11 protein-coding genes are annotated in these 13,711 nt (G+C 51.7%); 2 read left to right on the top strand and 9 right to left on the bottom strand.

Features of this window, described 5'->3' with window-relative positions; all coding sequences use genetic code 11:
* Window positions 1-160: 160 nt before the first annotated feature.
* The 3 genes from ltrA to NST96_RS11620 form a co-directional block, all read right to left on the bottom strand.
* A complete protein-coding gene (gene ltrA / locus NST96_RS11630; protein WP_024985477.1) occupies window positions 161-1,459 on the bottom strand; it encodes a group II intron reverse transcriptase/maturase in 1,299 nt (432 codons plus the stop codon).
* 552 nt (window positions 1,460-2,011) lie between these two features.
* A complete protein-coding gene (gene mntR / locus NST96_RS11625) occupies window positions 2,012-2,449 on the bottom strand; it encodes a transcriptional regulator MntR (protein WP_003387291.1) in 438 nt (145 codons plus the stop codon).
* Between the two features lie 95 nt (window positions 2,450-2,544).
* Window positions 2,545-3,102, bottom strand: a complete 558-nt coding sequence (locus tag NST96_RS11620) for an NADPH-dependent FMN reductase (RefSeq protein ID WP_003387293.1) — start codon at window positions 3,100-3,102, stop codon at window positions 2,545-2,547.
* Between the two features lie 155 nt (window positions 3,103-3,257).
* Between NST96_RS11620 and NST96_RS11615 the strand changes: the two genes are divergently transcribed.
* A complete protein-coding gene (locus NST96_RS11615; RefSeq protein WP_024984893.1) occupies window positions 3,258-4,271 on the top strand; it encodes a hypothetical protein in 1,014 nt (337 codons plus the stop codon).
* 9 nt (window positions 4,272-4,280) lie between these two features.
* On the opposite strand, the gene NST96_RS11610 is transcribed toward NST96_RS11615, so the two are convergent.
* Window positions 4,281-6,014, bottom strand: a complete 1,734-nt coding sequence (locus NST96_RS11610; RefSeq protein WP_024984892.1) for a PAS domain-containing sensor histidine kinase — start codon at window positions 6,012-6,014, stop codon at window positions 4,281-4,283.
* A gap of 231 nt (window positions 6,015-6,245) precedes the next feature.
* Window positions 6,246-7,520, bottom strand: a complete 1,275-nt coding sequence (locus NST96_RS11605) for a PA domain-containing protein (protein ID WP_197029801.1) — start codon at window positions 7,518-7,520, stop codon at window positions 6,246-6,248.
* 315 nt (window positions 7,521-7,835) lie between these two features.
* Between NST96_RS11605 and dat the strand changes: the two genes are divergently transcribed.
* The gene (gene dat / locus NST96_RS11600; RefSeq protein WP_003387297.1) at window positions 7,836-8,687 is read left to right on the top strand and encodes a D-amino-acid transaminase; all 852 of its coding nucleotides are present in this window, start codon (window positions 7,836-7,838) and stop codon (window positions 8,685-8,687) included.
* Between the two features lie 78 nt (window positions 8,688-8,765).
* On the opposite strand, the gene NST96_RS11595 is transcribed toward dat, so the two are convergent.
* The 4 genes from NST96_RS11595 to gcvT all read right to left on the bottom strand — a co-directional run bounded on the left by NST96_RS11595 (window position 8,766) and on the right by gcvT (window position 13,663).
* Window positions 8,766-9,596, bottom strand: coding sequence for a biotin/lipoate A/B protein ligase family protein (locus tag NST96_RS11595; protein ID WP_003387298.1), 831 nt, complete (start codon window positions 9,594-9,596; stop codon window positions 8,766-8,768).
* A 112-nt stretch (window positions 9,597-9,708) separates the two neighbouring features.
* Window positions 9,709-11,175 carry an aminomethyl-transferring glycine dehydrogenase subunit GcvPB gene (gene gcvPB, locus NST96_RS11590; RefSeq protein WP_342406392.1) on the bottom strand — a complete coding sequence of 489 codons (1,467 nt, stop codon included), beginning with the start codon at window positions 11,173-11,175 and terminating at the stop codon, window positions 9,709-9,711.
* Entirely contained in the window at window positions 11,168-12,517 is a 1,350-nt protein-coding gene (gene gcvPA, locus NST96_RS11585; RefSeq protein ID WP_003387300.1) for an aminomethyl-transferring glycine dehydrogenase subunit GcvPA, read from the bottom strand. Before gcvPA ends, gcvPB begins: the two co-directional genes overlap by 8 nt.
* A 42-nt stretch (window positions 12,518-12,559) precedes the next feature.
* Window positions 12,560-13,663 carry a glycine cleavage system aminomethyltransferase GcvT gene (gene gcvT, locus NST96_RS11580; protein ID WP_039071165.1) on the bottom strand — a complete coding sequence of 368 codons (1,104 nt, stop codon included), beginning with the start codon at window positions 13,661-13,663 and terminating at the stop codon, window positions 12,560-12,562.
* Between the last annotated feature and the right edge of the window lie 48 nt (window positions 13,664-13,711).

Genomic DNA, 13,711 nt, shown 5'->3' with positions numbered 1-13,711 from the left:
TCATCACCGGATTTCGACTGTTCGGTAGAGTAGAGAACTGAAACTTTCGGGCGACCGTATGGTCGCCTTGCTCATTTCAGCTCCCCCTCATCAAACCGTACGTGAGGTTTTCCCTCATACGGCTTTCCGATGTTCTTCTTTCTTTGGCATTCGGCTTACTTTATCCGGCTAATTTCAATAAACTACCCTGCGTGTTTTGTATGACCTTCAGCTTTCCGGCATGTTTATTCCGCTTGCTTCTTTTCTTGTTGCAGAAGATTGTAAGGCGTTCAATCACATACCAGTCTATCCGTCTTGCCCATCGTTTGGCGATGGGCGAGATGAAGTAGTAGTTCTTGAACCCCCTTAGCTTGCGATTTAGCCCTTTCACTAGCTCTTCTAGAGACAGAAACAGTTTGTTCCTTGGTGCAGTGTATTCCTTAATTTTACGTCTCATTTCCTTCATTGCTTTCTTAGCTGGTACATGAGACATAGCAAATACCTTGCTCCCCCCTTTGTTGAACACGGGGAATTTGCGATGGTGCAGCCCAAGAAAGTCAAACCCAGTGGAATTGTCCCAAATATTAACGAGTCTAGATTTCTCTTTACTGAGACTAAGCTCCAGCTTGTTTAGAATAGCCATCAGCACTTGAATGCTTTCCAATGCTTCTTGTTTGGTTCTGCACATGATAACGAAGTCATCCGCATAGCGGATAAGTGTGCCAAGATGGGAGAATTGATTTTCCCAAATGGTGTCCATGTAGTTTAGATAGATGTTTGAAAGAAGAGGCGAGATTACCCCTCCTTGCGGAGTTCCCAGTTCTGTTTCATGGAATTGATCATTTTCCATGACCCCAGCCTGCAGCCATTGTCGGATAAGTTTCAGAACACGTCTGTCGCTGATTCTCATTTCGACCAGTTTCATCAACTTCTCATGGTTGATGTTGTCGAAATACCCTTTAATGTCAACATCTACGACCCAATAACACCTCTTGCTTGCTTTGCGTATCTGTGCAATTGCCTGGTGAGCATTTCTTCCTGGCCGAAAGCCATAAGAACAGTCCCGAAAATCAGCTTCAAAGATCGGTTCAATGACTAGCTTAGTAGCCATTTGGACCACCCGATCCTTGATCGTCGGGATGCCGAGTGGACGTTTCTTGCCATCCGGTTTAGGGATGTAAGTTCGACGAACCGGATGTGGACGATACCGCTTTTCTTTTAAATCTAGATAGATCTCGTTAAGAAAACGGCTCTCCCCATACTCCTCCACAATCTGTGCGATGGATTGTCCGTCGATTCCTCCGCTCCCTTTATTTGCTTTTACTCTCCTCCAAGCTGTCGCTAGAATATCCGGGCGGTAGATTTTGTCATACAAGGCATGAAATCGCCGTTTTGAGTTTGCCTTGGCACAAAGATATAGGGTTGTCCAAAGTTGTCGAGCTTTTACATCGGTGTAGTTAGCAAGTTTACTTGCATTCACTCACTCTTACCTCCTTCGACCCGTGAACAAAGCAGGGCTCCTTCCCTCCATAAGGTTGTGTTGTCCTTATGTTCATCGGTACTATGAACCCCTCCGACTCCCTCTCTGCCATCCACCACTTCCCTTACGGTTATAGGTTTCCGTTTTACGCTCCTGACGGGGCGTGCAGAGTAGGGTCTCCCCAGTTCCGTTAACTACTTTCTCAACATACCGCTCCCCATACCCCGAGGGATTCATAGGTGCTGTATTCCAAGTTCTCCACACCGTCCTTGGCCTTCGCCCATATGAAACAAGCTCGGCTTCCCTTTGTCCACCTCTCGGTGGTCTTTCTTAACGAGGCTGCAGGATTCACTTTATGTTACGGCCTGCTGATTTGCTCGCACTCTTTCGAGTTACTTTGTCACAGGGCTTCAACCTTAGGATTTCTCCACCAGTTGCCTGTCAGCTACGAGGTGACTTGGCTCCTGCCTCGGTTGGACTTTCACCAACTAGCAATTAACGGCTTGCTGGGCACGCTTCACAGAAAAAACGCAAGCCCGAAGGCCTGCGTTTCTAGGACAACTCTTCTTCTTTTTGTTCCTCTTCCTGCTGGATCCGGCGAAGATCCTCGACACGCTTCGGATCCTCCTGAAAGTAGCGGACCAGATACTCAAAGCACGAGATTGACTCCCAGCTCAGATGGTGTTCGATTCCTTCCACATCTTTATAAATATGTTCTTCGTCTACGCCGATCAAACGCATGAACTCCTCCAGGAGACTGTGGCGATCGACAAGCCGTTTTCCGATTTTCTTACCCTTTGGCGTAAGAATCAGACCGCGATATTTCTCATAGACGAGGTACTTGTCTTTATCAAGCTTTTGAACCATTTTCGTGACAGAAGAGGGATGCACCTCCAACGCTTCCGCGATATCGGAGACACGAGCATATCCTTTTTCCTCGATTAAGCTGTAAATACGTTCCAAATAGTCTTCCATGCTGGGAGTTGGCATATGTATCCCTCGTTTCCAAACGGTATTTCGGCATGGCAAAAAAAGCACGTAGATTTATCATACCGTGGATTGAGGATGAGTTGCAAGGAAAAACTCTATTTTAGCTGTTTTTCCGCACTCTTTAGATTTACGGTCTGCACGAGTTGACCGCCCAAGGTCTCCAATCGCTCCTGAAGACGCGGATCTTTCAGTTTTCCATCGGCATCAAAAGCGCTGTATGCATTCGGAACACTAGGACTTGCCGGCAGTGCCCAGGCGTGCAAATTTCTCATAATCAAATGCAGCGTGTTTACCGTGTTAGTCGCCCCCATGCTGCCCCCGGCTACACCCAGGACAGCGACCGGTTTATCCCGCAGATAACGTCCTTCCAAGAAATCGAGCGCATTCTTTAACGCTCCACTGATGGTGCCGTGATACTCGGGAGAAGCGATAATCAACCCGTCCGCTTCCGTTACCTTGCGAACGAAGCGATGGACAGTTTCCGGATAGGTGGAGAAATCATCTCTCACATCATAAATGGGCATCGGCCATTCCGCCAGATGGATCAGCTCCGTATCAGCCCCAGCTTTTTGTGCTGCGGCAAGTACGATCGCCACTGCTTTTTTTGTGGTAGAATCGGGATTCATGCTTCCAGAAATGCCGAGAATTTTCATTATTTTTCACCTCATACCCTATTATAGCTGATTACTGTTAGTATATCCCATTTATCACACTTAGTAAATAGTTATGTTTATTAAATTGCTTGATGTTCTGAACAAGCCCCCTTTCCACATACACTTGTACCAAGGTTGGGAAAAGGATGATGCTCATGGACAGAGGTTCCTGGCGAATCGCCGTTCTATTTGCAGCTGCTGCACTTGGCGGGACATACTTGGGAGGGGCTGACGGCCTGCGTTTTTTTGCATATTTCGGCTCATGGGGCATACTGGGAATCTTATTGGTCAGTGGGGGCTTGGGGTGGCTCAGCTACCGAATCCTGACTCTCAGTCATCATCTCGGTTTTCGTTCGCTTCATGATTTGCTCTGTTACTGGTTCGGCGAAAAGGCAGCACCTGGCTTGTCTGTGCTGCTGCATTTGCTCCTGCTGGCCTGGGCAGGTACTTCGCTTGGAGAAATGGCACTACTTTTAAACAACGGCAACACCGCCTGGGCTTTTGCACTCGTCCCTGTCCTTGTGGCCGTGTTTCTGTTGGGAAAAGGCTGGCCGGTATTCATTCGCGGCGTAACTATTTTTCTTGGGATCGGACTTCTCATGATCGCATCCGCCTACATCGAGCAGAGGCATATCGATGTTCCATCCCTTGGCTATCAATTAAACCTCCAGTGGTTGGTTCATTCCCTCTATTATTTTTCGCTTCACTTCATTTCGATCTTGGTCATTTGCCTTCCATTGGCTTCACGGGCATCCCGTGCACACTTCATTTCACACGGCGTTGTCCTCGGCAGTCTTCTCTTTTTCTTCACCACATTGCTGATGCAGGGGATCTTGCTCGGCTACTGGCATGATATCCACTCCTCTTCGCTGCCGCTCCAGACCGTGCTTGCATCTATCTGGCCAGGCGGACAATGGATCCATGCCCTTGCAGTTCTCGGCTGCTCCGGAATCGTGCTGGCAATCACCGTTTACGCCCTCGCTTCACCTGTAGCCTTGCGTTACGACATCAGCCTGACCGCCTTGTTCGTTGTCATGATGATCGCCGTTTCCATCTTCGCTTTCCTTGGAGTCGCCTGGCCAAGCGTCGGATATGTGATTGCAAGCGCCCTCACCTACTCCGGACTTTTCCTGGTCGTTTGGCTATGCTGGAAAATGAGCAAAACGTAAAGCCCTGGATCAGACTGCATCCAGGGCTTCATCTTTTAATGGAAAAATGGGGACAGATGATAAGGCCGGCAAGATAACCTCCACCATCGTACCTTGCATCGGCTCGCTGTGTATCTTGATGCTGCCGCCATGCTCCTCGATAATCTTGTATGATACCATCAAGCCAAGTCCCGTTCCGTTCTCCTTCGTGGTGAAAAAGGGTTCCCCCAGCTTTGGTATCCGTGCAGACTCGATGCCATAACCCGTATCGCGGATTCGTACCTTGACCGTCCCATCTGACAGCGATTTCGCTTCCACATGCAGGTCGCCTCCCTCTGGCATCGATTCAATCGCGTTTTTGCAGAGGTTGATCAATACCTGCTTTAGCTGATTATCTTCGCAGGAGATCAAGGGAAGTTCCTTGTCAAAATGTGTGTGAATCTGGATGTCGTTGAGAATCGCCTGACTATCCAACAGAGAGAGCACGTTTCTGATAATGTCTCTGATGTCTCGCGCCTGATATTTGACAGCCTGCGGCTTGGCCAGCATCAAAAGCTCGCTGACGATGCCATTGATCCGGTCCATCTCCGCAAGCATGATTTCCCCGTAGCGCTTGTCCTCCGCAGTAGACTGCATCAACTGGATAAAGCCTCGTAAAGCGGTCAACGGATTGCGTATCTCGTGAGCGATGCCAGCCGCCAGTTTGCCGATGACCGAAAGCTTGTCCGACTGGCGAAGCAGCTCTTCAGCCCGCTTGTTTTCCGATATATCCCGCGTTACCATCAATGCGCCCAACAGCCGGCCAGACTCGTCGACAATCGGCTTCGTTCTCGTCTCCAGATGAACCCAGTGCCCCAGCTTGTGTTTGAAACGATATTCAAGGGTAATCATCTCGTTCTGTGTCTGTATATTTCGAAAGGCTTTCCTGACCATTTCCAAGTCGTCAGGATGTACAAGCTCAAACCGTCTGTACAACTCCTTGTACCTCTCGTTCGGGTATCCCAGGACAGCTTCATGTGAAGGCGAAGCGTACGCGACTGTACCGTCCGGCTGATAAATGCAAATCATATCCGTCATATTTTCCGTGATCAGACGATACTTCGCTTCCTTTTGCCTCAAACGCTGCTCTACTTTCTTTTGCTCGGTAATGTCTCGGGCGCTCCCTGCAATGCCGATCACCTGCCCGTTATCCGAATAAATCGGACTCATCGACAGCGATATGTGAAGAAGCCGTCCGTCCTTGTGGTAGCGGACTGTCTCAAGTCCGATGATTCTCTTTCCAGCGAGCACCTGCCGGTGATAGTAATCGACTTCTTCTTTCAAATATTCCGGGACAAATGGCATCGGTGCTCCGATCAATTCTTCTTCCGTGTATCCAAAAATCATTTCCGAAGCCTCATTTACGCGAAAAACATTTCCGTGAACGTCCAGCATGGAGATAGCGTCTGGCGTTTGCCTCATAAAGGATTCAAGCAAATCCTTTGAGGCCAGGTCGTCCCAATGCATGCTGACTCCTTCTTTGTCTCCGCCCTCTGCAGTCCGATCCTTTGATTTCATCTGGACGTCCTGTTCTGATTGACGGATGGAACGAACGCACGATCTGATGAAAAAATATGTGCCTACAACAAAACCTGTCCAAAGCACAGCCAATCCCCAATATTGAATGCCTTCCGTATGATGGACAAGCCATGCAGCAGTTAGCGCCAGCCAAGCAAGAGATGCGAACCCATACACGACAACGAGTTGGATACCAGTTCGTTTCATCCATACCTCCATGACTTAGATCTCGTAAATGATAGCTTGTAGGTCGAGATGATGAGGTTGTAAGGCATTCCATTCTGCACGATTTATTCTTTTGTCAAAGTATTCGTAAAAATTATACTCCCTTGCAGCGCTTCTTACCATTCTTTACTAATCGACAGATCATGACATTCTTAGACAAAAAAACCTTCTGCAGGGGGCAGAAGGCTGCTGCTTGTTTCCCATATGCTTTTTTCAACGGGAGTCTGGCAATGGATAAGGACCCGACCCCGGATCTGTCATCGTTGTAATCGCATCGACCACGGTACGGACCGCGTCTGTCAGTTTCTCGCCATCGCTCTTTTTTTCAGGAACGTTTTTCCCGCTCTGTGAAGCTGCAACACGTACGATCTGCACCGCATTTGGGATGTTAGCTTGAGCGATTCGACCCAACCGGCTCAGCACCTCTTGCGGAGCGGCAGAGGAAAAGCCGGCTCCTTTTGCGTCCAGCAGATCTGCTGCCAGATTGCGCTTGCCATTTGAGGTGTACACCGCCAGTTCACCGTCTTGCTGCCTCACATTGCCGAGATACAAAAATGCCGCTATTTTGGTTCTCTCTGCATCCGTCAGAGACCGCACATAATCGTCGAGCCCCCGCCCTCCGTCAGAGGCGGCGCCAAGGCTGACAAAACGCACTTCGGTATCTCGCTGTTGCGCAGTCAGCAGGCGTGCCGTTTCCAGCAGCACAGCGATTCCTGAAGCATCATTTTCCTCCCGCGCGGCGAAGGAAGCGTCGTGATGGGCAGCCACCAGCACAATCTGTCCGGTGTTCCCGTTATTGGGTTTCAACTCCGCAGTGAGATTGTAGGACGTTTTCTTGATGATCGAAGCGCCCGACACCTTCAAGGTGGCTGTCAGTTTCTCCCCTTTTTGCAGCAGCTGTCCGAGCTGCTCTCCCTCGGCTGGTGAGACGGCCAGTACGGGTACATGCATATCAAGCGGTCCCCCGAGAGATGGCCTTGGTGCATTTGCTCCCTGCGTCAAAATGATCCCTTTGGCCCCCGCCGCCGCTGCGTGACGCACTTTTTCCGCCTCTGACATTCCCCCCGGACGTACGAAGACGATCTTGCCCTCGATATCGGCTCTCGCGAAATCCTGTTGTGTCCCTGTACCGACGTCGAGAACTGCTCCCGTCGCCTCTCCTGCCGGCCCGAACAAAACGCTTCTGGGGGCCCATGTCTTCCCGCGGATCTCGGGGATCTGCAAGGAGATCTGTTTGGGTTCCGTATAAACGTAATAGGAGAAAGGCAGCAGCTTTGTCTGATAACCGAAAATGCGGAGCCACTCTTCTATGTAAACTACGGCGCGAAACTCCGATTCTGTTGCTGGAATTCGCGGGGCTGTCGACAGTTTTTCCACGTGTTCGAGGAGGCGATCCGTGTCCGCTTGCCCTCCGGCTTCCGCACCCGCCGGACCTGGGAAGAACATCAACGATCCCCATGCGATGAAGACAGTGATCAACCATTTCATTTCGGCTCTCATCCCATTCCCCTTTCCAAATGGCCTCTTTTTATTATGGGCGGCAATTCAGGAAAACGTCTAGTCAGAATAGTCCGTCAAATAAAGATACGTGGCGCCATCTGACGACAGCAAGCAACCGAAGTGTGACAAGTTTCCCCTCCATTCATTTTGAAATTGACCCTCGACCCAGTATTTGTTAAGGTTGTCTCATACATCACTCGACGCTGATTTCAGGAAAAGGCGGCGGGGGCTGTACGTTTGCAACTGGCAGGTTCAAACGAAAAAAGACATAATATTTGCGTAACTGAAGAAGGAGGATTCACCATGCTTTACGTGGATGGCAAATGGGTCGGCACAGACGAGCTGACTGTTCACCCGGAAGACCGCGGCTACAATTTTGGTGACGGTGTTTACGAAGTGGTTCGCATTTACAAAGGGAACATGTATCAATGGGAAGGTCATTTGACCAGGCTGTTCCGCAGCGCTCGCGAGATCATGCTCGACCTGCCGTGGACGGCAGAAGAACTGTCGGCGATTGCGCATGAGCTGCTTGCGAAAAACAACATTACATCCGCAGACGATGCCACCCTGTACCTGCAGGTGACCCGCGGTGTGTCTCCACGTGTACACGATATACCAAAAGGCATTCGCCCTGTGATCATGGGCTTTGTCCGCCGCAAGGAACGCCCGCTGGCCGATATGAAAAAGGGACTGAGCGCTCAGCTGGTCGAGGATATTCGCTGGCTCCGCTGCGACATCAAAACGTTGAACCTGCTTGGCGCTGTCATGGTCAAGCAGTACGCCAAAGACGCCGGCGCCCAGGAGTCGATCCTGCACCGCAGCGGCATCGTCACTGAGTGCAGCGCAGCCAACGTGTTTGTCGTAAAAGACAACGAGCTGTACACGCATCCCGCCAACCACCTGATTCTGAACGGCATTACCCGGCTGGACGTCATCGCCCTCGCGAAAGCAAACGGCATTATCGTTCATGAGGAGCCGTTTACTGTCGACTTCCTGAAGCAGGCGGATGAAGTCTTTGCGACAGGGACAACTGTCGAGGTTATGCCCATTATCTCTGTCGACGGCCAGGCTGTAGGCGGCGGAAAGATCGGACCCGTCGTGGAAAAGCTGCAACAGCTGTTTGAAGAACATATTTACGCAAACGCATTGGTCTAATCCGAAAAAATGGCTCTCACAGGAGTTTCGCTCCTAGAGAGCCTTCTTTGTTTATCCACTTACCTTTCGCATATTGAACTATCGGCGGAGGTTCCATTCGTCGGTCGAGTAGCGCGAAGCGGCCAGCTCTTCGGCGAGCGCCCTCTCCTCTGGAGTCAATTCGCCTTTTACGAGCTCTACCTTCAAGCCTGTGGCAAAGCCGTCGCGAAATGCCTCCATCGCTTCCTGAAGCGATACCGGTCTATTGCTCACCTCGTTGATCGTCACCGCTTTTTTCCGGAAGCTCTCCATCATGCGTTCCTTTAGCCTGTCTGAGGAGAAGTGAAGCAAGGAGAACAGCAGCTCGACATCCATATCCAGCAAAATGGAGCCGTGCTGAAGGATGACGCCCTTTTGCCTGGTCTGCGCACTGCCTGCCACCTTTTTCCCTTCCACCACCAATTCGTACCAGGAGGGGGAATCAAAGCAGGCGGACGATCCCGGCGAGCTGTACTTTTCTTTTTCTTCTTCGCTTGCCAGTGAAACCATTTCCGCATCCAGGCCGAGGTTTTGAAAACCGTGTAGCAGTCCCAGACTGATCACCTTGTACGCCTCGGTGACACTGGAAGGCATCTCGGGGTGGCTTTCCGACACGACAACACTGTAAGTCAGCTCCTGGTCGTGCAGGACAGCCCTTCCTCCCGTAGCACGCCTCACAAAACCGATGCCCTTTTCTTGAACAAGCTCCAAATTGATTTCCTTTGCCGCTTTTTGAAAATACCCAATCGACAAGGTTGCCGGGTTCCATGTGTAAAACCGGACGGTTGGAGGAACCTTGCCCTCGCTGTGAAGCTGCAGGATTGCTTCATCTACTGCCATATTCATTGCCGGGGACATCCCCTCGGTCACGATAAATCGCCATTTTTCCATGCTGCGCATGTCCTCCTCTCACCCTCTCCATTGTACTTCTCCCGATGATGAAACGGCAACAATGCGGCATGCAAAAAGGCCGCCGAAACATTCGGCAGCCTCGTTTGCGTTCTTATTCCGGCTGGTAGCGGAGTACCGGCTTGCGTGCAGCAGTGGCTTCATCCAGACGCTTCACGATTGTCGTATGAGGAGCCTCCTGCACGAGTTCCGGTGTTTCTTCGCACTCGCGAGCGATCTGCAGCATTACGTCAATAAACTCATCGAGTGTTTCTTTGGATTCAGTCTCTGTCGGTTCGATCATCAGGCACTCGTCTACGATCAGCGGGAAGTAGACAGTCGGCGGATGGAACCCGAAATCAAGCAAGCGTTTTGCAATATCCAGCGTCCGCACGCCCAGCTTCTTCTGGCGAACGCCGGACAGGACAAACTCATGCTTGCAAACACGGTCATAGGGAAGCTCGTAGGCTTCTGCAAGCTTGCGCATCATGTAGTTTGCGTTCAGCACCGCATTTTGCGAAACCTGCAACAGACCTTCTGGTCCCATGGAGCGAATATAGGCATACGCGCGAACGAGAATGCCGAAGTTGCCATGGTACCCTTTTACGCGGCCGATCGATTGCGGACGGTCGTTGTCCCAGAAGAAAGTGCCATCTGCCTTTTTGCCTACGATTGGAGCTGGCATGAACGGTTCCAGAATCTTTTTCACACCGACAGGGCCGGCACCGGGACCGCCGCCGCCATGAGGGCCGGTAAAGGTCTTGTGCAAATTGAGGTGAACGACGTCAAAGCCCATGTCGCCGGGACGAGCGATGCCCAGGATGGCGTTGGCGTTGGCGCCGTCGTAGTAGAGAAGGCCGCCAGCTTCGTGTACAATCTTTGCCATCTCGACGATGTCCTCTTCAAACAATCCAAGCGTGTTCGGATTGGTCAGCATCAATGCCGCCGTGTCCGGTCCTACTGCCTGGCGCAAAGCTTCGATGTCTACCAGCCCGCGGTCGTCGGACGGAATCGTAACTGTCTCCAAGCCCGCTACAGCAGCGGAAGCCGGATTCGTTCCGTGTGCGGAGTTCGGTACGATTACCTTGGTCCGCCCTTTTTCGCCGCGGCTTTCATGGTAAGCGCGGATCATCAATAGTCCCGTCCATTCGCCTGCTGCCCCTGCTGCCGGCTGCAAAGTGACGGCATCCATGCCCGTGATCTCCGCCAGTTCGTTTTGCAGGTTATACATCAGTTCCAGCGCGCCTTGCACAGATTCTTCCGGCTGGTACGGATGGGTTTGGGCAAAGCCCGCGTAACGGGCAACGTCTTCATTGATTTTCGGATTGTATTTCATGGTGCAGGAGCCGAGCGGATAAAAGCCGTTGTCAATCCCGTGATTTCTGCGGGACAGCTCCGTGTAGTGACGAACTAGCTGCAGTTCGGATACTTCCGGCAGTTCTGCTGGGGTTTCGCGAATCAAGTGCTTCGGCAGCAAATCGGTTACCTCTACCTCCGGCACATCAAGCGCCGGGAGATTGTACCCTACGCGACCAGGCTTGCTCGATTCAAAGATCAACGCTTTTTCTTTGTCGTTATGCACGGGTGATCGCCTCCAATTCCTGCGCGAGATCGTCGATTTCTGCTTTTGTTCGGAGTTCCGTTACGGCAAGCAGCATATGGCCGGAAAGCTCGGGATAATCGATTCCAAGGTCGTAGCCGCCGATAATCCCTTTTTTCAGCAGCTTCTTGTTTACTTCCGCTACCGGTTTATTCAATTTCACTACAAATTCATTGAAGGTAGGTGCGCTGCCTACGATCTCAAGTCCTTTTGCTGCCAATGCTTGCTTGGCGTAATGAGCTTTCTGCAGGTTGAGCATGGCGATTTCCTGTACGCCCTGCTTTCCGTACGCGCTCATCGCGATAGAGGCCGCGAGAGCCAGGAGAGCCTGGTTGGAACAGATGTTGGATGTCGCTTTTTCGCGGCGAATGTGCTGCTCGCGCGCTTGCAGGGTCAAAACGAATCCGCGCTTGCCGTTTTCGTCTTTCGTCTGTCCGACGATCCGGCCGGGCATTTTGCGCATCAGCTTGGAGGTGGTGGCCAAATACCCGCAGTGCGGTCCACCGAATGAAGCGAAAATTCCGAATGGCTGCATATCGCCAACAACGATGTCTGCGCCCAAACGTCCCGGCGCTTCCAACACGCCGAGCGAGAGCGGATTGGAGGAAACGATCAGAAGCGCTCCTTTTCCATGTGCAATCGGCTCAATGGAGGACAGGTCTTCTACTTGACCGAAAAAGTTCGGGTATTGAACGATGACAGCTGCCGTCTGGTCGTCAACAAGCGCGTCCAGTGCTGCCGTGTCGGTTCCATTGTCCTTCAGGTCTGCTTCCACGACCTCTACGCCTTGGCCGTACGCGTATGTTTTCAGCACGCTCCGCGCTTCCGGATGGACGGAACGGGAAACCACGACCTTGCTCTTGTTCGTGTGGCCTGCCGCCATCATTGCTGCCTCTGCCAAAGAAGTAGCGCCGTCGTACATCGAGGAGTTGGCCACTTCCATGCCCGTCATTTCGCATACCATCGTCTGAAACTCAAAAATAGCCTGCAGCTCCCCTTGGCTGATTTCCGGCTGATACGGGGTGTATGCGGTAAAAAATTCGCCCCGCAGCAGCATGTGGTTGACGACACTCGGGATATGATGCTGGTACACACCCGCTCCCAGGAAGTTTGCATGCGTACTGAAGTTGGCGTTTTTATTAGCAAGACCGGAAAAATATTTGACCAGCTCCGGTTCGGACAGAGCCTCGGGAATTTGCAGGGAACCTTTGAAACGAACTTCTTCCGGAATATCCGCGAACAGCTCTTCCACCCGGGAAATGCCCAGGGTGTCCAACATCTCGCGTTTATCCTGATCGGTTTGAGGCAGGTAACGGTATTTCACGAACGTTGTCCTCCTTGTTTATCGGATCTTGGATTGGTTGGTTTACTTTTTGGGACGTTTGTAGAACGGTGTGGCTGCCACGACAGCCTTCAGCCGCTTGCCGCGAATTTCTACTTCCAGTTCGGTGCCTACAGCTGCATACTCGGATTTGATCAGCGCGAGTCCCACATTCTTTTTCAACGTCGGAGACTGAGTGCCCGTCGTAACCTCGCCGATCTGCTCTTCCCCGACAAAAACAGGGTAATGCGTACGCGGGATGCCGCGGTCGATCATTTCAATCCCAACGAGCTTGCGGGGAGCGCCGTTTTCCTTTTGCGCCTTGAGGGCTTCCTGTCCGATGAACGGCACTTCTTTGTCTACCTTTACTGCAAAGCCGATACCCGCTTCGATCGGCGAGATGTCTTTGCCGAGCTCTTGACCGTAGAGCGGCAGCTTCGCTTCAAAACGAAGCGTGTCCCTGGCGCCGAGGCCGCATGGTACCAGCCCTTCCGGCTTGCCGACCTCGAGGAGGCGGTCCCATAGCTGAATCGCTTTGTCGCTGTCCAGGTAGATCTCAAATCCGTCTTCTCCGGTATAGCCGGTGCGCGAAACGAGAGTCGCAATGCCGTCGATCACGACATTCCGCTTGAAACGGAAAACACCGATTTCCGTCAGGTTCGTGTCGGTCAGCTTTTGCAGGATCGATTCGGCAAGCGGCCCCTGGATCGCCAGCTGTGCTGTTTGCGGTGAGATATTCTCGATCTGTACACCCTCGCTCAGATGCTGCTGCATCCATGCGTAGTCCTTGTCGATATTTCCCGCGTTAATCACCAAGAGGTAGTGATCGTCGGCGTATTTGTAGACAAGAAGGTCGTCCACCGTGCCCCCGTCCGGATAGCAGAACACGCTGTATTGCGCTTGCCCTGCTTCCAGCTTGGAAAGATCGTTGGTTGTAAGGCGTTGCAGGTAGAGATAGGCTCCCTCCCCTTTTACCTCAACCTCTCCCATATGAGAGACGTCAAACAAGCCTGCTTTCGTCCGCACTGCTTCATGCTCCTGCGTGATACTGGAAAATTGCACGGGCAAATCCCATCCGCCGAAATCAATCGTTTTGGCCCCGTATTTTTCATAGACAGGGAACAGCGGCGTGCGTTTCAGTGTCGTCATTTCGGGCACCTCCTGTTTTTTTCATGCAAAAAAGGACAGAACAAGAGA

Origin of the sequence: Brevibacillus sp. FSL K6-2834, from assembly GCF_038592925.1 — a bacterium.
In the GTDB taxonomy this organism is placed as follows: Bacteria; Bacillota; Bacilli; order Brevibacillales; family Brevibacillaceae; genus Brevibacillus; species Brevibacillus borstelensis.
The sequence above is the reverse complement of the archived record's forward strand: the minus strand, read 5'-3'. Positions and strand labels throughout refer to the sequence as shown.